Origin of the sequence: Cyanobacterium sp. IPPAS B-1200, from assembly GCF_001747005.2 — a bacterium.
In the GTDB taxonomy this organism is placed as follows: domain Bacteria; phylum Cyanobacteriota; class Cyanobacteriia; order Cyanobacteriales; family Cyanobacteriaceae; genus Cyanobacterium.
In genome coordinates this window covers 1,791,360-1,815,014 of the sequence record NZ_CP182899.1, presented here as the reverse complement: position 1 = coordinate 1,815,014, position 23,655 = coordinate 1,791,360, and the positions used below count along the sequence as shown (strand labels likewise).

Sequence of the window (23,655 nt, the reverse complement as noted above, 5' to 3'; positions counted from 1 at the left end):
AAAATGAATTATCTTTAACAAGGCTAAAAAAAAGAAAAACTTATTTTCATCACACTAACTCGACAATATGAATATCACTAAGAATGGACTAATTTTAGGGGCGGCTGCTTTAACTGCTGGTAGTGTAGCAATCACAGGCTTTGGACTCCATTATTCCCAAACTCAGGCTTTTGTGCAACAAAGCCCTAAAGAAATAGTCGATGAAGTATGGCAAGTAATCAATAGCCGTTATGTCGATGCAACTTTTAACGGTCAAGATTGGCGTAGCATCAGAAATGAGTACCTAGAAAGGGAATACGCTAATGAGGAAGAGGCCTATGAGGCGGTGAGAGAAATGTTGAAAACATTGGATGACCCTTATACTCGCTTTATGAACCCTGAAGAGTTTAGAAGTATGCAGATTGATACTTCTGGGGAGTTGACGGGGGTAGGTATTCAAATTACCAAGGAGGAGGAGACAGATAATATTGTGGTGGTGGCACCCATCGAAGACACCCCCGCTTCGGATGCTGGACTTATGGCAAAGGATATTATTACTAAAATTGATGGTCAAAGTACCGAAGGTATGGAGCTTAATGATGCGGTTAATTTAATTAGAGGTGTCCCTGGAAGTAATGTGGTGTTGACTATACAAAGGGATAGTCGGGAAATAGATTTTGATCTTACCCGTGCCAAAATTGAAATTAAGCCTGTTAGGGCAAGAATTGAGGAAGACCCTAATATTGGTAAGGTTGCTTATATTCGTTTGGTTCAATTTAGTAATAATGCTTCTGCAGAGATGCGCAATGCGATCGCACAGGCGGAATCAGAAAATGTTAATGGTTATATATTAGATCTACGTTCTAATCCTGGGGGTTTGTTATACTCTAGTGTAGAAATTTCTCGAATGTTTATTGATCAAGGGGGCATTGTCACCACCGTTGACAGGGTAGGGGAAGTGGATAGCCACCAAGCGAATGGTAGAGCTTTGACAGATAAGCCCTTAGTAGTATTGGTAGATGGTGGTTCTGCTAGTGCTAGTGAAATTGTGTCAGGGGCGCTGCAGGACAACGAAAGAGCAACCATTGTGGGAACTCAAACTTTTGGAAAAGGTTTGGTGCAATCGGTGCGGGGCTTGAGTGATGGTTCTGGATTAGCGGTTACTATTTCTAAGTATCTTACCCCCGATGGTCGAGATATTAACAAGGAAGGTATTACCCCTGATATTGTATCGGAACTTAGCGAGGAAGAACAAGAACTTTTAGCGGGCGATCGCCAAAAAGTCGGAACCTTAGAAGATGGGCAATTCAAAAAAGCCTTTGAGACTCTTCGTAATCAAATTACCAAAACTGCCCAAAATTAATCATTATTTCCATAACTGACATTACGCACTCATTTATAAGTTGAGTTTTATCTGTAAGTTTTAACAAGGGGCTCGAGGCCCCTTGCCCAACTCCTAGCCCCTTGCCGACTACTATATATAGTCAAAAAAAAGAGACGTAATCTATAACGCCCCCACAATAACGATTTAATTAAATGAGCAAACTTTAACCAAATTTACCAGTTACATAGTCTCTGGTTAACTCCTCAGCAGGATCATTAAATATCTTGTCGGTTTCATCAAACTCCACCAAATAACCCACCTTATTACCCTTATTACCCACCGCTTCAGCATTAAAAAAAGCAGTTTTATCCGCAACCCTCGTCGCCTGTTGCATATTATGGGTAACAATCACAATGGTATAGTTTTGTTTTAACTCGTGCATCAACTCCTCTATTTTGAGGGTAGAAATAGGATCTAATGCCGAACAAGGTTCATCCATTAACAACACTTCTGGCTCAGCGGCAATGGTTCTGGCGATACATAACCTTTGTTGTTGCCCCCCAGATAGAGAAAAACCACTTTCTTGCAACTTGTCTTTGACTTCATCCCATAGTACCGAGCGACGTAAACAAGTTTCGACCAATTCATCTAAATCTCCCTTATAACCATTGATTCTTGCCCCATAGGCAACATTATCATAAATGGTTTTTGGGAAGGGGTTAGGGCGCTGGAATACCATGCCAATGTGTTTCCGTAGTCTTACGGGGTCAATATCTTTGGCATATAAATTTTGTCCATGATAACTTATTCTGCCTGTGAGATGGAAGATTTTGATCAGATCGTTAAGACGGTTGAGGGATCGAAGAATGGTACTTTTACCGCATCCCGAAGGGCCAATAAAAGCAGTGATTTTATTTTGCTCAATATCTAAATTTACGCCTCTGACGGCTTTAAACTTACCATAATAAATATCAACGTTCTCTAATGCCATGACCCTTGAGCCACCGCTATTTATGTTTGGAGAGTCCATGTAACTATTCTCGGAGTACATTGTTTTATGTGAGTTAGTGATAAATAATAAGTAATAGATTTACTTTGTAGATAAAACAATCCTGTTTTTGTGGCGATAATTGTTGATTTCACACTCCCCCATGGGGAAAAAGTTAAACCGAGTATCTTTTCACAATTTATTTAGGAATGTTATGGAACAATTCTGAATTAACTAAAAAAAATGAGATGTTATATCTGTAATAATTTTAAGGTTAAAAGTATTAATTTATTTTTGAATCTTTCTTCAATTAATACACTTGTTTACGGGTAGCTAGACGAGCAAGAATGCTGGTTAATAATACTAATGATACCAAGATTAAAGCCCCTGCCCAAGCTAATTCGTTCTGGGCTGGAAAAGGTACGATCGCAAAGTTGTACACCAATACCGCTAAGGTGGCGATGGGTTCTAAGAAACCTTGAACAGAAACATTGGGCCAGAAGTTGGAATATAAAGCCGTAAACAATAGGGGAGCAGTTTCCCCCGCTGCTCGGGCGATCGCCAAAGTAACCCCAGTGATGATACCGGGCAAGGCCGCAGGTAGAACGATTTTTATCACGGTTTGATAATTATAAGCACCAACCCCCAAAGCCGCCCAGCGAACATCTTGGGGAACAATTTTTAGAGCCTCATCGGTAGTACGAATGATCGTTGGTAGCATCAACACCGCCAAAGCAACGCCCCCAGCCACCGCAGAAAAGCCGATAATACCACTAGATACCAATAAACCGTAAGCAAATACCCCCGCAATAATAGAAGGTACACCACTCAAAACGTTAGTGGCAAAGCGAATGGTCAGAGCCGTTTTATTGTTACCGCTAAATTCTGATAAATAAATAGCCGCCATCACCCCAAAAGGCACAGCAATGACCGTGGCAATACCTACCACCACCAAAGTCCCGATAATGGCATTAGCTAATCCCCCATCCGTTAAACCAGGAGGAGGGGGTAACTTGGTAAACAAATCTGTATTTAAACGACTAAAACCTTGGATCAAGACAAAGTAGATTACCGCCACCAAAGGAATGACGGTGATGATAACACACAAGGCAGAAATGGCTGTCATGATATTACCCAAAATAGTCCTTGGGCTACTACCTTGCTTTTTTAAATTTAAACCCTTAACGGTGGAAGAAGCCATAATAAAATTAAAATAAAATTACACATAAACCAATGATTAGAGTGACTAAATTAGTTGTCAAAAAGATGTTTGTTAACAACCAGATTATTCATATTTTGCCTTAATCTTATTAACAATAATTTCCGCAAAAATATTCACAATAAAAGTTAAAATCATCAATACTAAACCAGCATACATCAGAGCTGAAACCTGTAAACCACTTGCCTCAGCGAACTGGTTAGCGATTAAAGAGGCGATCGTATTGGCAGGATCTAAAATGGAAATATTAAGACGGTTAGAGTTACCAATAATCATCGTGGCAGCCATAGTCTCTCCCATGGCACGACCTAAAGCCAACATAGTTCCCCCCACAATCCCAGAAATAGCCGCAGGAATTAAAACACGAAAAATAGTTTCCCAACGGGTTGCCCCCAATCCCAAAGATGCTTGACGCAAATCAGGGGGTAAAGATGCCAAAGAATCACGGGAAATGGCAATAATAATTGGTAAAATCATAATGGATAAAATGATCCCGGCGGGTAGCATACCCGGACCAGGTGGCACAGTACTAAAAATGGGAATCCAGCCAAAGTTAGTATTCAACCAAGTACCAAAAACTTTTGTGATGGGGATTAATACGAAAATCCCCCACAATCCATAAACCACACTGGGGATGGCTGCCAAAATTTCTACTAAAAAGACTAAGATTGTACGAATTTGCTCAGGAATAAAATCTTCACTCAAAAAGATCGCAGCACCAACTCCTAAAGGAACAGCTATTAATAAAGCAATAAAAGAACTTACCAAAGTTCCGTAAATTACCATCAAAGTTCCATAGTTATCAATAACAGGATTCCAATTGCTTCCCGCAAAGAAACTAAAATTGATCTCAACAATAGCTGGCCAAGCCCCAATAATAATAATCAGAGCAATACTTACTAAAATTAAACCAATGCCGATGGCAAAAGCATAAGTAAGCCAACGAAAACCCAGATCAATATTTTTTTCGGCCACAGACCTTGAATCGGTAACGGCACCAGATCGACTGGAATAACCAGAAGCACTCATTTTTTACACCAAATTAAATGAACTGTAAATATATCGGTTTATACCATTTTCCCGTCATAGTTGTCGAGAAAATGGCAGATAAAAATCCTAACGACTAAATTAAATCTTAATCAACAGTGATGGTAAACTCATCAGTTAGCTGATCCGCTGCTTCTGCTACTCTGGCGGCTACATTAGGAGGTAAAGGAATATAACCTAATTCGGTGGCTACATTTTGACCTTCTGTTAAAGCGTATTGAATGGCAGCTTCTAAAGCCACAGCCTTTTGAGGATCATCATATTGTTGATAAGCCATAATCCAAGTGTAGGTAACAATCGGATAAGAATTAGCACCTTCAGGATCTAGGATAAACGCTCTGAGGTTGTCAGGTAATTCCACGTTACCCAAGGTTGCGGAAGTAGTCTCTTCGGTAGGGAAGACAAATTCACCAGAGGCATTTTGTAAAGAGGCCATGGGAATATTGTTATTAAGAGCATAACCATACTCAATGTAACCAATACCTCCCTCGGTTTGCATAATACTTGCAGTTACCCCTTCATTACCTCTACTACCAATAAAACTACCACCAGCAGATCCCCACTCCACAGTGGTTCCTGAGCCGACTTCATTGGCCCAGTCTTCGCTAATAGCTTCTAAATGTTTAGTTAAAACCCCAGTGGTTCCACTACCATCAGAACGGTGTACGAAGGTAATGGCTAAATCTGGTAACTCAGCATCGGGGTTATCAGCGGCAATGCGAGGGTCATTCCAACGGGTAATTCTGCCCAAAGCAATGTCCACATAAACTTCTCTACTGAGGTTTAATTCTTCGACTCCAGGGACATTAAACGCAAATACAATACCACCAGCGGTTACAGGTAAAAGTAAAACTCCTCGATCAATTTCTGCAATTTGCTCATCAGTCATGGCAACGTCACTAGCACCAAAATCCACAGTACCAGCAGTAAATTGTTCGATACCAGCACCACTACCTACGGACTGATAGTTAACTTGTAGTTGAGGTACTTGTTCATTCAAACTTACAAACCAGTTTTGATAAATAGCTGCGGGGAAACTAGCTCCCGCCCCTGTTAAAGCAACATTATCATCGAAAGGAAGTTCAATACTGCTGGTTTGACCTGTGGTAGTTTCGCCTCCTCCTTCTCCTTCTGTGGGGGTAGTGGTGGTGGACTCACCGCCACAGGCTGCTAAAACAAAAGCTAAGGTAAGACTAGAAAACCCACCCAAAACTCTATTTTTTAAAGTTTTACTGTTTAATTTGGTCAACATATAATTGTGAATATAAAATTAATTACTTGTTCAGGTTCTAATGATAGAACAGGGATGCTTATTTGTTGGTAAAGGTTAGGTTAAGAAATTTATTTTTTATCTATCTTTTTTTTTTGTTGATTTTAAGCCTTAATTTTATTGACAAAAAAAGCCAATTAGCTCTACTTTTATTAACCTTTTTAAGTTAATTTATCTTTTTTGTTACAAAACGTACAAAACAAGTTTTCTTGAAATAAAATCAAAAGTAATATGTCACTATTGCTTTTATTCAAGAGGTTAAGTATATGTTTACAAAATACTACCGTAGGTCAATTCAAGTTATTTTGTTATGTGTGGGGTTAGGATTGTTAACTCAGGCCTGTGGAAATACCGTTGCCGAGGAAACGAAATCAATATCTATTGATGGTTCTAGTACGGTTTTTCCCATCACCGATTCCATCACCAAAAATTTCAATGCTGAAAATGAAGAAGGCATTAATGTTGATGTTGGTTTTTCTGGTTCGGTGGGTGGTTTCCGCAAGTTTTGTAATGGGGAAACAGATATAAACAACGCTTCTGTGCCTATTCCCAAGGAAGCTATGGCTGAGTGCAAAAAAAATGGTGTTGCTTATATTGAATTACCTGTGGCTTTTGATGCCCTTACGGTGGTGGTTAATCCTCGTAATAACTGGATTGATTCTATTACGGTAGAGGAGTTAAAAACCATGTGGCAACCTGCGGCAGAGAATCAAATTCTTCGATGGAGTCAAGTTAATCCTAATTGGGCTGATAATACTTTAAATTTGTTTGGTCCAGGGCGTGATTCTGGAACTTTTGAGTATTTCACAGGGGCCATTGTGGGGGAAAGCAAAGCCAGTCGTAATGATTATGTATTTAGTGAGGATGACGAGGCTTTGGTTAATGGGGTAGCACAGGATACTAATGCCCTTGGTTATTTTGGCTATGCTTATTATGAGCAAAATCAGGATAAATTAAAGGCGATCGCCATTGACAATGGGAAAGGAGCAATTTCGCCTTCTGATGAAACCATTAGTAATAATACTTATCGTCCTCTAACTCGTCCTCTGTTCATTTATGTTAATGCTAAGAGCGCCCAAGATAACCCAGCCCTAAAAACTTTTGTGGAGTATTATTTACAGTCTGCTTCGGCGGTGGTAAGGGAAGTGGGTTATTTGCCTTTACCTGATGCGGCTTATGATGTGGGACTAATTCATTTTAATACCCATCAGGTGGGTACGGTGTTTAATGGTGAGGCGGTATTTAATGTCAGTATAAACGAGTTGTTAAGTAAAACCTATGCCCAAGATGGGGAGAGTGGCTATGTTTTTTAGGGTAGGCTAGTTTTACGACCGTTGGTCTTTTTTCTCTGGGGTCGATGGGGTTTAGAATAAAGGTAGATAAATGTTTTGTTTATAGCTTTATTTTAATTTAAACAGTTTTAACCTATGGATTTAGTTGCTTTACAGAGTACCTTAGATAATATATCGTTTGCTGTGCTATTTGCTACAATGCTTTTGTATTGGGTTGGTACAGCTTTTCCTACTTTTACTTGGTTGCCCAAATTAGGTACCACTGGCATGATTATCGCTAACTTGGCGATCGCCACTTTGTTGGGTGCAAGGTGGATTGAGGGAGGATATTTCCCCTTGAGTAACCTTTATGAGTCTTTATTTTTCCTCACTTGGGGCATTACCGTAGTTCACCTCATCGCCGAGAATATGAGCGATAGTAGATTGGTAGGGGTTTTTACTGCTCCCGTTGCCATGGGTATTACTGCCTTTGCTGCCCTTTCCTTACCTTCAGAGATGCAACATAGCGAACCCCTTGTACCTGCACTCAAGTCTAATTGGTTGATGATGCACGTTAGCGTAATGATGTTTAGTTATTCTGCCCTCATGGTAGGTTCTCTAATTGCGATCGCCTTTTTGATTTTCACCCAAGGAAAAGAAATTCAATTAAGGGGAAGTTCCGTTGGTACAGGCGCTTATCGTAACGTCAAAAAATTTAACCTAAAATATAACACCGAATCAGTGCAACCCGACTTAACCAACAATCAAGGTGGCACCGCCGTATTAACCAAACCCGTAGAAAGTGCCGTATCTCTTTCCCCCGAACGTTTGAGCTTAGTAGATACCCTCGATAATATTAGCTATCGTATCATCGGTTTAGGATTTCCCCTCCTCACCATCGGCATTATATCAGGTGGTGTGTGGGCAAACGAAGCATGGGGATCATACTGGAGTTGGGATCCCAAAGAGACATGGGCGCTGATTACTTGGCTTGTTTTTGCCGCCTATCTCCATGCCCGCATTACCAAAGGTTGGCAGGGTAGAAAACCCGCTATTTTAGCCGCTGGGGGCTTTTTTGTAGTGTGGATTTGCTACCTCGGAGTTAATATTCTTGGAAAAGGATTACATTCCTACGGTTGGTTTTTTTAGATATATCAGTAAATCCCTCGCATTGACGGGGGATTTTAAATGAAACTCTTTTTTCTTCAAGGGCAGAATTGATGCTCAAAATTATGGCTATGATGGGATTAATAATATAAAGCAAAAATATCAACTATGAAAGCATTTGAGGTAATGGCAACACTAAATAATCAAAAACAGCTTTTGTTAGATGATAATTTAGATATTGTTACCCCCAGTCGAGTTAAAGTAATTCTTTTAGTATCAGATGAGGAGGAGAATAATTTTGATGATACTTCTGCACAGGAAATAAAAGCTAGTTTAAGGCAATCTTTACAAGAGGCAAAAGAAGGGAAAAAAATACCAGTAGAGCAAATGTGGCAAGATATTGATGAATAACAAGGGGCTTAAGCCCCTTGCCCCCCTTGTGTGTAAGAGTTTTACCCCAACAAGATAAATATTATTCTGCTAATTTAGTTTTAACCAACTCCTGAATTTTTTTACCGTCAGCTTTACCCTTCAAATCCTTCATCACTACCCCCATAACCTTACCCATATCCTTCGGGCTAGATGCACCTACTTGGGCAATAATTTGATCTAAAACTTCGCTTAACTCCTCGTCAGACATTTGTTCAGGTAAATAAGTTTCAATCACTGCCAACTCAGCTTCTTCTTTTTCCGCCAAATCTGGACGATTGGCTTTTAAATACTGTTCGATAGAATCCCGTCTTTGCTTTGCCTGTTGTACCAAAATTTGTACCTCATCATCAGGGCTAAGACTATCTTTACCCTTATCCCTCAACTCCACTTCCTTTTCTAACAAAACTTTTTTGATACTCCTGACGGTTTCTAGGCGAATCTTATCCTTTGCCTTCATGGCTGTTTTAATATCTTCGCCAATTTTATCTTTTAAACTCATTTTTCAATAACACTCAAAATAAACACAACTTTTATTGTAACCTGTGGGGTTTTGTGGTAGTCAAATTCCTATATAATAAAGAGTTTGAGAACTAAATAAGATAAATTGTAAACTAAATGATTCACGATATATTTATGCCCGCCCTCAGCTCTACTATGACCGAGGGAAAAATAGTTTCATGGGAAAAAGCTCCGGGAGATAAGGTTGAGAAGGGAGAAACCGTCGTTGTAGTCGAATCAGACAAGGCGGATATGGATGTAGAATCTTTTTATTCTGGTTATTTAGCCACTATTTTAGTGGATGCTGGAGAAGAAGCCCCCGTAGGTGCCGCCATTGCATACATTGCCGAAACTGAGGCGGAAATTGAGGAAGCGAAGAAAAAAGCAAGTAGCGCTACTAGTTCATCCAATGGTGCATCGGCTCCGAAGGTGGAAGAAAAAGTGGAAACCGCAACCCCTGAACCTGTAGCAACTACGACGATTAATGCACCTAGTGGCAGGTTAATTGCTTCTCCCCGTGCCAAAAAATTAGCTAAGAAATTTAAGGTTGATTTAACCACCATCACAGGTACTGGTTTAAATGGACGCATCACCGCTGAGGATGTGGAAAAAGTTGCAGGAAAAGCACCTAGTCAGCCCACCTTTACCCCTGTTTCTGCGGTTACAACTCCCCCCGTTGCTCAGGCGATCGCCCCTGCTCCTACCCCTGTAAACAACCATGCTGGGGAAACTGTTCCTCTCAATACTCTACAACAAGCGGTAGTAAGGAACATGATGGCGAGTTTACAAGTGCCTACCTTCCATGTCAGTTACGACATTACCACCGATGCCTTAGATAAACTTTATCGTCAAATTAAGCCCAAGGGTGTCACCATGACTGCTTTGTTAGCAAAGGCGGTGGCTGTTACTTTACAAAAACACCCCATCGTTAACTCTAGCTACACTGACGCTGGTATCAAATACAATGAAGGAATCAACATTGCGATCGCCGTTGCCATGCCCGATGGCGGTTTGATTACCCCTGTATTGAAAAATGCTGATCAAGTGGATATTTATTCCCTTGCCCGTAGCTGGAAAGATTTGGTATCCAGAGCCAGAGCAAAACAGTTACAACCTGATGAGTATAGCACTGGTACTTTTACCATTTCTAACCTTGGGATGTTTGGTGTTAGTGCTTTTGATGCTATTTTACCTCCCGGACAAGGTTCTATCCTCGCAGTAGGGGGCGCTCGTCCTACGGTGGTATCTGATGGACAAGGCTTCTTTGGGATTAAAAATCAGATGACTGTTAATATCACCTGTGACCATCGTAATATTTATGGTGCAGATGCGGCTTCTTTCCTCAAGGATTTAGCCCAGTTGATTGAGTCGGAAACCCATTCTTTGACTCTCTAATTCTTTTTAGGTGGTAGAGGACGTAGTATGACGCTACGTCCGTACAGGTGTTAGGTCATCTCTATCTGTGCTTGGGCATTACGGCGCCACATGGCAGGTTTTATTCTTCTGAGGGCTGAGGCGGTAAATCTTTTATCCCATTCTTCGTCCGAGAGTTGGGCTAATTCCGTTAGTTTCGGGTTGAGGTTTTCGGGGTAGGGGTTAAAATCTTCCACGTCCGTGGGTTGAGCAAATCGTTGATTCCATGGGCAAACATCTTGGCATATATCACACCCTGCTACCCAGTTATTCAGGTTAGGGGCGATCGCACTGGGCAAATTCTCCGCACGATTTTCGATGGTATGATAAGCTATGCACCGATTAGCGTCCACCACAAAAGGCTCGGTAATGGCATCCGTGGGACAAGCAGAAATACAACGGGTACAAGTACCACAATGATTTGTGTGGGGTTTATCCACATCCAAAGGAATATTAACCAAAATTTCCCCCAAAAAAACCCAACTACCATAATTACGGGTAATCACATTACCATTTTTGGCAATCCAACCAATACCAGCTTTTTGCGCCCATACCTTATCCTGAATGGGGCCCGTATCTACATAGTATCTCGCCTCAATGCCCATATCATTAAACCATTGAGCAAAAACCTTTAACCTCTTTTGGATAATGCGATGATAATCCCTACCCCAACCATAACGGGAAATTTTAGCATCCTCTGGATTGCCCGAACGTTCATGGGGAGTATAGTAGTTAAGCGCCACGGAAATAACCGATTCTACCCCCTCCATACACTCCTTAATATTCTGTCTTTTAGGGTTGCCCATCCACTTCATCTCTGCTTGATAACCCTTATCTAACCACTTTTGTAAATTATTAACAGCCCGTTGATGATAATCTCCTACCTCCTCCACCGAAGCAATGCCCACTTCATGGAAACCGATGTCTTTGGCTTTTTGTTTAACTTCTTCTGCCGTTAACTTCATGGAGTCGTAAGGGTAATGAGGAGATAAGTTATTAATTACTTTACCTAGACCTTAATTGTCAGCCATCCACCGTATATTGTCAATTCTTTACCTTTAAGGGAGCAGTGCTGAATCATTACAAAAAATGATATTATAAGACAATTGTAAACAAATATTAAGGTTGAAAGGTTTATATTAATGTCTCTATATTACACATTAGGTGCGATCGCCCTGCTCACAGTAGTAGGAATCGTCATTTACCTAGTAACCCCCCGTAGTTTTGAATCCCCCGACACCGTAGCCAACTCCTACGACGAATGGACTGATGACGGTATATTAGAATTTTATTGGGGAGAACATATTCACCTCGGACATTATGGCTCACCACCAAGAAAAAAAGACTTTTTAGAAGCAAAAGCCGACTTTGTCCATGAGATGGTTAAATGGGGCGGTTTAGATAAATTACCCGAAGGTACAAAAGTTTTGGACGTAGGTTGTGGCATTGGTGGCAGTACCCGCATCTTAGCAAAAAGCTATAATTTTGATGCCACAGGTATCACCATCAGCCCTAAACAGGTACAACGAGCCACCGAATTAACCCCCGAAGGCGTTACCGCCAAATTTCAGGTAGATAATGCCCTAGATTTATCCTTCCCCGACAACAGCTTTGATGTGGTATGGTCCATTGAAGCAGGCCCCCATATGCCCGACAAAGCAAAATACGCTCAAGAAATGATGCGAGTGCTTAAGCCAGGTGGTACATTAGTAGTAGCCGACTGGAACCAAAGAGACGATCGCCAAGTACCCCTCAATGGATGGGAAAAAGTGGTAATGCGTCAATTGTTGGATCAATGGTCCCACCCTTCTTTCTCTAGTATTGAAGGCTTTTCTGAGCAAATCGCCGAAACTGGTTTAGTAGAAGGGGAAGTAATTAACGCTGACTGGACACAGGAAACCCTACCTTCTTGGCTAGAGTCCATCTGGCAAGGGGTTGTAAGGCCTGAAGGTATTATCCGTTTTGGTGTTTCTGGTTTTATTAAATCCTTGCGCGAAGTACCCACCATGTTATTAATGCGTGTTGGTTTTGGTGCTGGTTTATGTCGTTTTGGTATGTTCAAAGCCACTAAATCTCAAGCTGTCACCACCGCTGAAGCAGGTGCTACTTCTGAAACCGTCAACGCTTAAAATTGGTTTTGCATTCTGAATTTATAAGTCCCCAAAACTTGGATAGGAGTAATTCATTCTACAATTTTCTATTCAAGGCGGGGAGAAGACAAGGGGCTTAAGCCCCTTGTTAGAAAAAATAGGCATTTCTTATTAAAATCTAGTTCATATTTCCACTTTCAAACCATGTCAGAAAAAATCGCCATCATCGGTGCTGGTATCGGAGGTTTAACCCTCGCCCTCGCCTTGGAAAAAAGAGGAATAGACTTTCATTTATACGAACAAGCAAACTCTTTTGAGGCATTGGGTTATGGGTTACAGTTAAGCCCCAATGTGGTGAGGGTATTAGAACAGTTAGGCATGGGGAAAGAACTAGAAGCTATATCCCATCGATGTTTAGGGTTTGAGTTAAGATCTTTTGAGTGCGATCGCCCTTTAGCCCAATGGAAGCTACATAGTGACGTACCTTATTATCAATGTCGTCGTGCTGATTTACATCAATTACTATACAATTCCCTACAAAATAAAAATTGCATCAGCTTCGCTCAAAAATTGCAATCCTATCAGGTAACAGATGAGCAAATTACTTTAAACTTCAAAAACCAAGACTCCGCAACAGTTTTTGCCCTTGTGGGAGCAGATGGAGTGCGATCGCACGTTAGACAAACCCTTTTCCCCCAAGAAAAACCCCAATATGCAGGATATTCCGCCTATCGAGCCATATTACCCTTCAAACCAGCATATAACTCCCTCATGGACAAAGCCACCGTGTGGATGGGAGAAAATCATCACGTCGTCGCTTACCCCAACGGCAATCAAAATAAAACCCAACCATGGTTAAACCTAGTTTTAGTCGTCAAAGATGCCCAATGGCACGAACAAGGGTGGACAATTCCCGCTGATAAACAAGAAATCGCCACAAGTTTTAAAAATCAATCCTCTTTACTAAACGCTATTTTAAAAGACTTGGTATCTAACCCCGAACCTTGCTACAAATGGGGACTATTTGACCATCAACCCCTACCTTTTTGGACTCAGGGCAAAATTACCCTTTTAGGAGACTCCGCACACCCTCTGTTACCTTTTCAGGCTCAGGGGGCAGCCATGGCCATAGAGGATGCCTACATTTTAGCCCGATGTATTGATCAAGAAACCACCATCGAAAAAGCATTTATCAAGTATCAAGACTTGAGACTAAAACGCACCGCTAAAGTGCAACAAACCTCCCGCAACAATGCCGATATTTTCCACGCTACGGGCATCAAAGCCATGGTAAGAGATACGGGCTTAAAACTAATTTCTTCGGTCAATGGGGAATTACTCAATCAAAAAACCGCTTGGATTTACAATTACGATCCCTTGACCCTTCCTTTATAATTATTAATATAACTTAATAAAAATAAATATAAAGAATGGAAGTTTTAAGTAAATCAATCCATGACGTGCCTTCGTTACCTGGAGAATATTGGCAGTGGCGAGGAGAAAAAGTTTATTACGTCAAAGCAGGGGTAGAAAACCCCAGTAAACCTCCCTTATTGTTAGTCCATGGTTTTGGGGCATCAACAGATCATTGGCGTAAAAATATTCATATACTAAAAGAAAATTACCAAGTATGGGCGATCGATCTAATGGGTTTTGGACGCTCAGGAAAACCCCCTTGGGAATATAACGGCTTTCTGTGGCGCCAACAACTAAATGACTTTATCCAAGAAAAAATCGGACAACCAACTATCCTCGCTGGAAACTCTTTAGGGGGTTACGCTTCCCTTTGTACCGCTTCAGAGTATCCCGATAACGTAGCGGGATTAATCTTAATTAACAGTGCAGGCCCTTTTTCCGATGCCAAGAAAAAAAACCCTACCATCACTCAAAAAATAACAGGGTTAGTATTGCGTCAATCATGGGTTACATACCTTCTTTTCCAACGGTTGAGAAATAAAAAAAATATTCGTAAAACCCTTGAAAAAGTCTATTTGGACAACACCGCCATCAATGATCAACTAATCGAAGATATTTACCGCCCATCCTGTGATGAGGGTGCATTGCAAGTATTTGCATCAGTATTCAAAAACCCCGAAGGAGATAAAATTGATCAACTCCTAGAGCAACTAGAATGCCCCCTGATGAACATTTGGGGAGAAGCCGACCCATGGATGAGAACCAAGGAAAGAGGAGCTAAATTTAAGCAATTTTGCCCCAATTTGACCGAATATTTTCTTAATGCAGGTCATTGTCCCCATGATGAAGCCCCCGAACAGGTTAACCAGATTATCAGTGATTGGATGGAAAAATGTCTGTAAAATGTAACAAATAAACAAAAACTGATTACAAGATACCCCTAGGGGCTTTACAATAGTAAGGATAGAGATAATTGCCGATGAAATAAATAAACTTATATGGTAGCTTCTAACTTTTCCCCTGTAAAACTGTCCCCAGATGCAGCTTCAGTAAAACAAACTGGAGCTTTCGCACTTATGGATAGCCTTCGCCGTCATGGTGTAGAACATATTTTCGGTTATCCAGGGGGAGCTATTTTACCTATCTATGATGAATTATATCGCTTTGAAGCAAGAGGAGAATTAAAACATATTCTGGTGCGCCATGAACAAGGTGCCTCCCACGCAGCCGATGGTTATGCGAGGGCTACAGGCAAAGTAGGGGTATGTTTTGGTACTTCTGGACCGGGCGCCACGAACCTAGTAACGGGCATCGCTACGGCCCACATGGACTCGATCCCCATGGTAATTATCACTGGTCAAGTTCCCAGAGCGGCCATTGGTTCCGATGCTTTCCAAGAAACCGATATTTTTGGGATTACTTTACCCATTGTTAAACATTCCTATGTGGCTCGTCATGCCCGTGATATTGCTTGGATTATCGCTGAGGCTTTTCATATTGCTAGTACAGGGCGCCCTGGTCCTGTTTTGGTCGATATTCCCAAGGATGTGGGCTTAGAAGAATGTGACTATGTGCCTGTAAATGCAGGGGATGTGAAGTTAGCTAGTTATCGCCCCACAGTCAAGGGGAATCCTCGTCAGATTAATGCGGCCATTGAGTTGATGGCTGAGGCGAAAAAACCTTTGTTATATGTGGGTGGTGGTGCTATTTTGGCCAATGCCCATGAGGAAGTTAAGGCTTTAGCTCATCGTTTCCAAATTCCCGTGACCACGACTCTGATGGGATTGGGGGCTTTTGATGAACATGATCCTCTTTCGGTGAGTATGTTAGGGATGCACGGCACGGCCTATGCTAACTTTGCGGTAACGGGTTGTGATTTGTTGATTGCGGTGGGTGCAAGGTTTGATGATCGGGTAACGGGTAAATTGGATGAGTTTGCTTCCCGTGCAAAGGTTATCCACATTGACATTGATCCTGCTGAGGTGGGTAAAAATCGCCGTCCTGATGTGCCTATTGTGGGGGATGTACGTCAAGTTTTAACTCAAATTTTGGATCGTTTGAAGGAGTTAAATTTACCTGAGCAAATTACTACTCAAGATTGGTTAGCTCAAATTGATGAATGGAAAAGAGATTATCCTTTAGAAGTACCTCAGCCTGAAGGTAGTTTATCTCCCCAAGAGGTAATTGTAGAAGTGAATCGTCAGGCTCCCCATGCTTGTTATACTACGGATGTGGGACAACATCAGATGTGGTCTGCTCAATTCCTCAAAACTGGCCCTCGTCGTTGGATTTCCAGTGCTGGTTTGGGTACCATGGGTTACGGACTGCCTGCGGCCATGGGTGCCAAGGTAGCGTTACCTGATGAGGAGGTTATCTGCATCAGTGGGGATGCTAGTTTCCAAATGAATCTCCAAGAGTTGGCTACTTTGGCTCAATATAATATTAAGGCGAAAATTGTCATCATCAATAATGGTTGGCAAGGTATGGTGCGTCAGTGGCAGGAAACCTTTTATGGGGAGCGTTATTCTTCTTCTAATATGTCCACGGGGATGCCTAATTTTAAATTACTGGCTGAGGCTTTTGGAGTCAAAGGTATGGTGGTTAGTAGTCGTGATGAGTTATCAGGTGCGATCGCACAGATGCTTGACCATGATGGCCCTGTGTTAATGGATGTTCAGGTAAAATCCAATGAGAACTGTTATCCCATGGTAGCCCCGGGTAAGTGTAATTCAGAAATGTTGGGCTTACCAAAAGAGCCTCCCATTTTTGAATAATTAGTTTTTGATTAAAAGTCCAAGTCTCCCTTTCATGGGGGACTTTTTTGTTATCCATTACTCTTATGCCTTCTCCTTAACAAAATGTTCAAATCAAGAGGATCATTGTTAAACTAAAAAGAAGGGCTAAAAACCAATACCTCTCCACGTCCGTTGTGCAAAATCAGTAACAATCATGAATCTACTCAACCAAGCATATCAATTTTTTATTGATGAAGTTCCCCAACTATTGCAAGAAATAGAAGAAGGCTTAAATAATCTAAACCAAAGTCATCGCAATACCGCTGAAGTTCACCAAATTATCAAAGCTGTCAATGCTTTGGAAACAGGGGCATCAGGGGTTAGTTTACAGGTTATTAGTAATATTGCGAAGAAATTAGAATACTACCTAAAAACTTTATATCATCAAGACTTGACCGTTGATCAAGATTTAAAAAGCCTTTTTTTAGCAGGTTATGATTGTCTGGCACAACCCCTCACACAACAGATGGAAACAGGGAGTTTTGATACTCAACAAGCCCAAGGAAATGAAGTATGGCAACAATTAGAGGAAAAATTAGGGGATTATCTTCATGATATGGAGTATTATCAGCCCTCTTCTCAAGAGTTGGGTATTGATATTATTTCTTCTATTTTTGAGGTGGATATTGCCCAAGAAATTCGTCGCTTAAAGGGTTTGGTTGCTTCTCCTAGTAGTTTTGATCCCCCAGAAGAGTTGTCTGATTGTTTGGATGTGTTAATTGGTTTTGGCGAGTTATTAAATTTATCTGGTTTTTCTTCTTTGGTTACCACTACACAAAAAGCCCTAGAATTGCATCCTGATAAAGTTATTTTAATAGCTAATTTGTTACTTCAAGACTTAGAAACAAGTCGTGATTTAGTATTAAAAGGAGATAACAATGAGGGGGGAAATCCATGCCCAGAAATTGTTACTTTAGCCCAAGATATTAATGCTGAAATTAAACTAGAAAATATTGCGATTAAGCCTATATTAGAAAGCAATCAGGTAGATATTGATGATTCTAGTTATCAGTTTTTTGTGGCAGAAGTTCCTGATGTTTTGGCAGAAATTGAAGCTAATTTATTAGTTTTGAAAGAAGATAAAACCGTAGGCAAAATAAATGATATTATGCGGGGTTTGCACACCCTAAAAGGTGGCTCGGCTAGTGTGGGTTTGAATACCATTAAAAACATTTCCCACAAAATGGAAGACTATGTCAAAGCTCTTTTTGATGAAGAGGTAATAGTTGATACTGAATTAGAAGGTTATTTGTTAGATGGTTTTGATTGTCTGAAAGGTGCTTTAACGGAGCAAATAGACACAGGAAGCCATGGGGAAGAATGGGAAGCGAAAAGCCATGGTATTTGGGTAAGTTTAGATGAAAAATTAGGACATATTGCCCCTAATGATTATTTACCTTCTTCTAGTGATTTGGGTGTGGATATGGTTGCCTCTATGTTTGAATCTGATGTGGGGGATGCTATTGAACATTTACAAGAAATTGTGGAAAGTTTGCCTGAAGAAAATCTTACGGAAGAGGTATTGTTACAGGCGGAAGTTTTCCTTGGTTTTAGCGAAATGTTTCAACTTTCAGGATTTCGTCAAATTGCCGAGGCTACCACTATGGCGATCGCAAATCACCCTGAAAATATCCGAGAAATTACCTATTTACTCATAGAAGATGTAACCCGTGCGCAAGAAGAAGTATTACGGGGCGATCGCACCTATGGCGGTAATCCTTCCATGGAGTTAAAAAAACTATCAGGACAACTAGATATTAATGATCCTGAATATAGTTTAGAAGAATCCCTCCCCAGAAGTCAAAAATCTGACATTAACCATGGTTTACCCCTTGATGAAGTTGATTCCCCTGAATTGGATACCGAAGAAGAAATTTTTGATTTCGCAGACTTTGCCGAGGAGGTAGTAAATCAGGAAGAAGAAGCCCTCGATTTTGCTTCCCTAGCTGATGAAGGTGATACAGAGGAAGAAACTGCTGATTTCGCAAACTTTGCCGAGGAAGTAGTCCATCAGGAGGAAGAAGCCCTCGATTTTGCGTCCTTAGTAGAAGAAGGTGAAACGGAGGAAGAGGAAACCATTGATTTTGCTAATTTTACCGAGGAGGTAGTCCATCAGGAGGAAGAAGCCCTCGATTTTGCTTCCCTTGCCGAAGAGGATGAAGCCGAGGAAGAGGAAACCATTGACTTTGCAAACTTTGCCGAGGAGGTAGTCAATCAAGAGGAAATCATTGACTTTGAAAACTTTGAGGAAGATAACTTCAACTTCGCTAACTTGATGGAAAATTTAACAGAAACGGGAGAGGAGGAAAGCCCTGCCTATCAACAAACTACCCCAGAGGAATTTGATAGCTTAGAAGATGCCTTTGCCCAATATGCTGATGAAAATGATGATGAGTTGGCACAACAACGGGAATTACAACAACAATCTTATCAATTTTTTATTGAGGAAGTTCCAGAATTAATCGGGCTTATTGATACAGGATTTGAAAAAGTAGTTATTGAACCTGATAATATCAATGAAATTAATGAAATTGCAAGGGCTGCCCATTCCCTCAAAGGGGGTGCAAGGAGTGCTGGTTTAGAGGATATTGGTAATATTGCCCTACGGGTAGAGAAAAGTTTTAAAGCCCTTTTCAACGAGAATATCAACCTTGATGAAGAATTAACCGCCTATATGCGGGATATATACCAACTCCTACGACAACCCCTCATGGCAAGATTAGAAAATCAAGATTTTGATGAAAAATTCAATCTCGATTTTGCCAATGAAATGTGGGCTGGTTTTGAAGAAAAATATGGGGAGGAGTTAGCCAAGGCAGAGGAGTTTTTACCTTCTTCTAGTGATTTGGGTATTGACATTGCTACCTCTATTTTTGAGGTGGATGTGGCAGAGGGCATTAGTGCGGTGGAAAGTGCCACCGAAGCCGATGATAGTACTCTCCAAGAAACCCTTGCTTTACAGGCTGAGATATTTACAGGATTTGGGGAGATGTTGAATTTACCCGGGTTTGTGGAAATTTGTCAGATTACAGGGGATGTTTTACAACAAAAACCCGAAGAATTAAGGGCGATCGCCTCTATCTTTTTAGATAACATAAAAGAAGCCCATGAATTAGTAATGGCAGGGGATAGGGAAACAGGGGGAAGCCCCAGTGAAGCATTGTTAACCCTTGCAGGCATTAACCAAGAAGACACTACCCCCATAGAAGAATATCAGGAAGCCCCCATCGACATCAACGAGCCTAGTTATGGATTCTTCATCGAAGAAGCCCCCGAATTACTCGCCATGATGGAAGAAGGTTTATTAACCCTTAAACAAGAGCGCACCACAGGAAAAATTCACGAAATTATGCGTGCCGCTCACTCCATCAAAGGAGGTGCCGCCAGTGTGGGCTTAGAAGCGGTGAAAACTATTTCTCACCGTCTCGAAGATATTATCAAAGTATTTTATGATGAAACCATCATCATTGACGACGAATTAGAAACCCTTTTACTCAATGGTTTTGACTGTCTCAAAGAAGCCTTAACCGAACAATTAGAAACAGGCACTTATCAACCCGCCGTAGCCCTTGCCAACGCCCAAGAGGTATGGAAAGCCCTCGAAAACAGGTTAGGGGATGCCCTCAACCGTCCTGATGACTTTATTCCTTCCTCCGAAGACTTGGGAGTGGACATAGTAGAATCTATGTTTGAGGTAGATGTGGCCCAAGAATTAGAGCGATTACGGGCGGTGTTATCTACCCCTACATCCCAACCCCTAGCAGGGGAATTACGGGCTACCTTAGAGGTATTTGCCGGGTTTGGAGAAATGTTAAATCTCAGCGGTTTTGCATCCATTGCCCACTTGGGTTTAACGGCGCTCGAAAATAACCCCCATGAAGTGGTTGCTATTATTGAAACCGTTATTCAAGATGCTGATCAAGCTCGTGATTTGGTCTTAGGGGGCGATCGCACCACAGGAGGCTCTCCGAGTCAAAAATTGATTGATTTCGCCCATAACAGCCCCACAACCACCTCTGTGAGAGAAAAAGATACCGACCATGATGAGGAAATTTTCTATCTCGAAGAAGAAAACGAACAACCCCCCATCGAAGACGTATTAAGTGATGTTGTCACCGATGCTGATGAATTAATTAACTTTGCCCTCGAAGACAAAGAAACTCATACCAATTCCCCCTCCCTTGATGAAGTATTCGGCAATCAAGAAGATGAATTTGCCATGATAGAATCCTTGGATGATGGCGAAGAAAATGAAGAAGAATCAGAAATTCCTTCCCTCGAAGACATTTTCACCAGCGAAATCAGCCAAGAAGAAATTAACCTTCTCTCCAAAGCATCCCAAATGGCCTTAGAAGAAGACAAAAATATCACCATACCTTCCTTAGAAGAAGTATTTACCGCTCCCGAATTTGATAACATCGACATATCTCCCCAAGAAGAGGAAGAAGAATCCCCCAGTTTAGATGATGTTTTTGGAGAAAAAATTACTTTTAGCACCATCGAAAATGACAATTCCCCAGAAAATGAGGATACCTCCCCCATTCCTACCATTGAAGAATTAATTGGTGATGTGGTAAAAGATTCTAAAAAAACTATTACCCCAGAATCCTTCATTCCTGTGGAGAGGGAAGAAAAAACCTCCGAAGATAATGAGGAAAATTCCGCCACAGGTGCAAATATTGAACAACAAATAGAGTCTTTACAAAATGTCTTTGATAAATTGCCTGGATTAAAAGAAGAGGCAGATATAAACCAGTTTATCAGTGGTAAAAAATCTCGGCCAAAGCAAAAAAAACAACCCATAACCCCTCAAGTTACTCCCTCTGTCCCTAAACCTAAAAGTAATCTTACCGTAAGGGTAGATTTAGAACGCCTTGAAAGGATGAATAACCTTATCGGGGAATTGTCCATTAACCGTAATGGTTTATCCTTGCAGAATGATAGACTACAAACCTCAGTAAAAGATCTTTTAGAGCGTTTTAGTCGTTTCCAATCCACCGCCAACGCCCTTCGGGAATTGTCGGATAAAATGCTCACCTCCCCCGAAAAATTCAATGTTTCTCAGGGTAATTCGTCTTTTCCTCTCAGTATTTCTGAGGATGGGGGTATGGACTTAATTTCTGCTTTCGACTCTTTGGAAATGGATCGTTATGATAATCTTTACTATGTGGTACAGGGGTTAATTGAGCAGATGATTCAGTTAGAAGAATCGGTGGATGACATCGCCCTTTATGCTGCCCAGTCGGGGCAAACCATGGAAAATCAACGACAAATGCTCAATCGGATGCGAGATGAGTTGATGTGGGCAAGGATGTTACCGTTAGGGGAGGTGTTAAACCGTTTCCCCAGAGTGTTACGGGATTTGTCGGTTAAATATAGTAAGAAAGTTAACCTCAAATTAAGTGGTACAAACGTATTAGTAGATAAAGCCGCCTTAGAAAAATTGTATGATCCTCTGGTACACTTAATTCGTAATGGTTTTGACCATGGTATCGAGACACCTTCGGTACGTCGTCAGAAAGGAAAGTCTGAAACAGGAATAATTGAAGTAAAAGCCTATCATCAGGGTAATCAAACCATTATTGAAGTGAAAGATGATGGGGGCGGTTTAAATCTGAATAAAATCGGTAATAAGGCCGTAGAGCGTGGTATTCTAACCCCTGAGCAGTTGAAGGTGGCTTCTAAGGATAATTTACTCGATTTGATTTTTCAACCCGGTTTTTCTACCGCTGCCTCGGTGACGGAAATTTCGGGCCGTGGGGTAGGTTTGGATATTGTGCGATCGCAATTACGCTCTTTGAAAGGTTCTATTTCGGTGGACTCAAACCCAAACCAGGGAACAACTTTCACCCTCAAACTGCCTTTAACCCTTACCATCGATAAGCTATTAGTATTATCCGCCGAATCACAATTTTATGCCCTACCTTCGGATAACATCGAAGAAATTGTCGTACCAGATGCAGGACAAATAAAAACCTCTGGCAATAAACGCTTCCTCCACTTTGAAAACCGTATTATCCCCATCTACGGCTTAGATAACCTACTCCATTATCGTTGTCATATGCCCGATATTAGCAATAGTACCACCCAAGCCCTAGAGGTGTTGCCCACCCCCAAAGATTGGGGCAAACCGTTACTTTTAATCCGTCAGGGGCAAGAATTATTCGCCATCGAAGTCGATAACCTAGTCAGTGAGCAAGAATTGGTAATCAAGCCTTTTGGTGGTGCCTTAAGCGCCCCTAGTTATACCTATGGTTGTACTATCCTTGGGGATGGTACTTTGATTCCTGTGGTTAACAGTGCTATTTTACTGGAAAATTATTTCCAAGCCACCCAACCGGGTAGTAGTTTGAATACGACTCTATCAAGTACAGGGGAATCATCCCGTAAACCCTCATCAGGGGTGTTTAAAGTTACCTCTGTCTTAGTGGTGGATGATAGCGCCGCCATGAGACGGACCCTCGCCTTATCCCTTGAAAAGTCTGGTTATCGGGTATTACAGGCAAAAGATGGTAAGGAAGCCCTTGATCAATTACAACAAACCTCTAATATTAATTTAGTAATCTGTGATATTGAGATGCCTAATATGAATGGGTTTGAATTTTTGGGCCAGCGTCGTCGTTTCCCTGAAATTAGTAAAATTCCTGTGGCAATGCTTACTTCCCGTAGCAATGAAAAACACCAAAAATTGGCTACCCATCTGGGGGCGGATGCTTATTTTACTAAGCCCTATATTGAGCAAAAGTTCTTACAAGCTATTAAAAATTTGGTGGGAGAAAGTGTTTTAGTCAATGGATAATTGAGAA

The 23,655-nt window shown here is 41.2% G+C and carries 16 protein-coding genes; 10 read left to right on the top strand and 6 right to left on the bottom strand.

Features of this window, described 5'->3' with window-relative positions; genetic code table 11:
• The first annotated feature begins 67 nt into the window (after nt 1-67).
• On the top strand, nt 68-1,342 hold the full coding sequence (gene ctpC / locus A5482_RS08290) for a carboxyl-terminal processing protease CtpC (protein ID WP_069789768.1): 1,275 nt from the start codon (nt 68-70) through the stop codon (nt 1,340-1,342).
• A 184-nt stretch (nt 1,343-1,526) separates the two neighbouring features.
• On the opposite strand, the gene pstB is transcribed toward ctpC, so the two are convergent.
• The 4 genes from pstB to pstS form a co-directional block, all read right to left on the bottom strand.
• Entirely contained in the window at nt 1,527-2,333 is an 807-nt protein-coding gene (pstB, locus tag A5482_RS08285; RefSeq protein ID WP_069789769.1) for a phosphate ABC transporter ATP-binding protein PstB, read from the bottom strand.
• A gap of 268 nt (nt 2,334-2,601) precedes the next feature.
• The gene (gene pstA, locus A5482_RS08280) at nt 2,602-3,492 is read right to left on the bottom strand and encodes a phosphate ABC transporter permease PstA (protein WP_069789770.1); all 891 of its coding nucleotides are present in this window, start codon (nt 3,490-3,492) and stop codon (nt 2,602-2,604) included.
• A gap of 84 nt (nt 3,493-3,576) precedes the next feature.
• A complete protein-coding gene (gene pstC, locus A5482_RS08275; RefSeq protein WP_069789771.1) occupies nt 3,577-4,539 on the bottom strand; it encodes a phosphate ABC transporter permease subunit PstC in 963 nt (320 codons plus the stop codon).
• A gap of 106 nt (nt 4,540-4,645) precedes the next feature.
• Nucleotides 4,646-5,809, bottom strand: a complete 1,164-nt coding sequence (gene pstS / locus A5482_RS08270) for a phosphate ABC transporter substrate-binding protein PstS (RefSeq protein ID WP_069789772.1) — start codon at nt 5,807-5,809, stop codon at nt 4,646-4,648.
• A gap of 284 nt (nt 5,810-6,093) precedes the next feature.
• Between pstS and A5482_RS08265 the strand changes: the two genes are divergently transcribed.
• The 3 genes from A5482_RS08265 (at nt 6,094) to A5482_RS08255 (ending at nt 8,616) form a co-directional block, all read left to right on the top strand.
• Nucleotides 6,094-7,140, top strand: coding sequence for a PstS family phosphate ABC transporter substrate-binding protein (locus A5482_RS08265; RefSeq protein ID WP_069789773.1), 1,047 nt, complete (start codon nt 6,094-6,096; stop codon nt 7,138-7,140).
• Between the two features lie 114 nt (nt 7,141-7,254).
• The gene (ccsB, locus tag A5482_RS08260; RefSeq protein ID WP_069789774.1) at nt 7,255-8,247 is read left to right on the top strand and encodes a c-type cytochrome biogenesis protein CcsB; all 993 of its coding nucleotides are present in this window, start codon (nt 7,255-7,257) and stop codon (nt 8,245-8,247) included.
• 126 nt (nt 8,248-8,373) lie between these two features.
• A complete protein-coding gene (locus A5482_RS08255) occupies nt 8,374-8,616 on the top strand; it encodes a type II toxin-antitoxin system RelN family antitoxin (protein WP_069789775.1) in 243 nt (80 codons plus the stop codon).
• A gap of 61 nt (nt 8,617-8,677) precedes the next feature.
• On the opposite strand, the gene A5482_RS08250 is transcribed toward A5482_RS08255, so the two are convergent.
• The gene (locus A5482_RS08250) at nt 8,678-9,136 is read right to left on the bottom strand and encodes a GatB/YqeY domain-containing protein (RefSeq protein ID WP_069789776.1); all 459 of its coding nucleotides are present in this window, start codon (nt 9,134-9,136) and stop codon (nt 8,678-8,680) included.
• Nucleotides 9,137-9,252: 116 nt separating this feature from the next.
• On the opposite strand from A5482_RS08250, the gene A5482_RS08245 reads away from it, so the two are divergent.
• Nucleotides 9,253-10,530: a dihydrolipoamide acetyltransferase family protein gene (locus A5482_RS08245; RefSeq protein ID WP_069789777.1), complete on the top strand. Its 1,278-nt coding sequence runs from the start codon at nt 9,253-9,255 to the stop codon at nt 10,528-10,530.
• A 50-nt stretch (nt 10,531-10,580) separates the two neighbouring features.
• On the opposite strand, the gene queG is transcribed toward A5482_RS08245, so the two are convergent.
• A complete protein-coding gene (queG, locus tag A5482_RS08240; RefSeq protein WP_069789778.1) occupies nt 10,581-11,513 on the bottom strand; it encodes a tRNA epoxyqueuosine(34) reductase QueG in 933 nt (310 codons plus the stop codon).
• Between the two features lie 177 nt (nt 11,514-11,690).
• On the opposite strand from queG, the gene A5482_RS08235 reads away from it, so the two are divergent.
• The 5 genes from A5482_RS08235 to A5482_RS08215 all read left to right on the top strand — a co-directional run bounded on the left by A5482_RS08235 (nt 11,691) and on the right by A5482_RS08215 (nt 23,648).
• Entirely contained in the window at nt 11,691-12,677 is a 987-nt protein-coding gene (locus tag A5482_RS08235; protein WP_069789779.1) for a methyltransferase domain-containing protein, read from the top strand.
• A gap of 165 nt (nt 12,678-12,842) precedes the next feature.
• Nucleotides 12,843-14,033 (top strand): FAD-dependent monooxygenase, encoded by a 1,191-nt coding sequence (locus A5482_RS08230; RefSeq protein WP_069789780.1) that lies wholly within the window; start codon nt 12,843-12,845, stop codon nt 14,031-14,033.
• Nucleotides 14,034-14,068: 35 nt separating this feature from the next.
• Nucleotides 14,069-14,956, top strand: coding sequence for an alpha/beta fold hydrolase (locus A5482_RS08225; RefSeq protein WP_069789781.1), 888 nt, complete (start codon nt 14,069-14,071; stop codon nt 14,954-14,956).
• 174 nt (nt 14,957-15,130) lie between these two features.
• Nucleotides 15,131-16,828, top strand: coding sequence for a biosynthetic-type acetolactate synthase large subunit (gene ilvB / locus A5482_RS08220; protein ID WP_446684840.1), 1,698 nt, complete (start codon nt 15,131-15,133; stop codon nt 16,826-16,828).
• A gap of 175 nt (nt 16,829-17,003) precedes the next feature.
• Nucleotides 17,004-23,648 carry an Hpt domain-containing protein gene (locus A5482_RS08215; RefSeq protein ID WP_083260376.1) on the top strand — a complete coding sequence of 2,215 codons (6,645 nt, stop codon included), beginning with the start codon at nt 17,004-17,006 and terminating at the stop codon, nt 23,646-23,648.
• The last annotated feature ends 7 nt before the right edge of the window (nt 23,649-23,655 follow it).

Excerpts from the sequence above, each read along its gene's own strand:
- pstB (WP_069789769.1), bottom strand. The coding sequence starts at position 2,333 with ATGGACTCTCCAAACATAAATAGCGGTGGCTCAAGGGTCATGGCATTA.
- queG (WP_069789778.1), bottom strand. The coding sequence starts at position 11,513 with ATGAAGTTAACGGCAGAAGAAGTTAAACAAAAAGCCAAAGACATCGGT.
- A5482_RS08225 (WP_069789781.1), top strand. The coding sequence starts at position 14,069 with ATGGAAGTTTTAAGTAAATCAATCCATGACGTGCCTTCGTTACCTGGA.
- A5482_RS08265 (WP_069789773.1), top strand. The coding sequence starts at position 6,094 with ATGTTTACAAAATACTACCGTAGGTCAATTCAAGTTATTTTGTTATGT.
- A5482_RS08230 (WP_069789780.1), top strand. The coding sequence starts at position 12,843 with ATGTCAGAAAAAATCGCCATCATCGGTGCTGGTATCGGAGGTTTAACC.
- pstC (WP_069789771.1), bottom strand. The coding sequence starts at position 4,539 with ATGAGTGCTTCTGGTTATTCCAGTCGATCTGGTGCCGTTACCGATTCA.
- A5482_RS08250 (WP_069789776.1), bottom strand. The coding sequence starts at position 9,136 with ATGAGTTTAAAAGATAAAATTGGCGAAGATATTAAAACAGCCATGAAG.
- ctpC (WP_069789768.1), top strand. The coding sequence starts at position 68 with ATGAATATCACTAAGAATGGACTAATTTTAGGGGCGGCTGCTTTAACT.
- A5482_RS08255 (WP_069789775.1), top strand. The coding sequence starts at position 8,374 with ATGAAAGCATTTGAGGTAATGGCAACACTAAATAATCAAAAACAGCTT.
- A5482_RS08215 (WP_083260376.1), top strand. The coding sequence starts at position 17,004 with ATGAATCTACTCAACCAAGCATATCAATTTTTTATTGATGAAGTTCCC.
- A5482_RS08235 (WP_069789779.1), top strand. The coding sequence starts at position 11,691 with ATGTCTCTATATTACACATTAGGTGCGATCGCCCTGCTCACAGTAGTA.
- ccsB (WP_069789774.1), top strand. The coding sequence starts at position 7,255 with ATGGATTTAGTTGCTTTACAGAGTACCTTAGATAATATATCGTTTGCT.
- pstS (WP_069789772.1), bottom strand. The coding sequence starts at position 5,809 with ATGTTGACCAAATTAAACAGTAAAACTTTAAAAAATAGAGTTTTGGGT.
- ilvB (WP_446684840.1), top strand. The coding sequence starts at position 15,131 with ATGGATAGCCTTCGCCGTCATGGTGTAGAACATATTTTCGGTTATCCA.
- pstA (WP_069789770.1), bottom strand. The coding sequence starts at position 3,492 with ATGGCTTCTTCCACCGTTAAGGGTTTAAATTTAAAAAAGCAAGGTAGT.
- A5482_RS08245 (WP_069789777.1), top strand. The coding sequence starts at position 9,253 with ATGATTCACGATATATTTATGCCCGCCCTCAGCTCTACTATGACCGAG.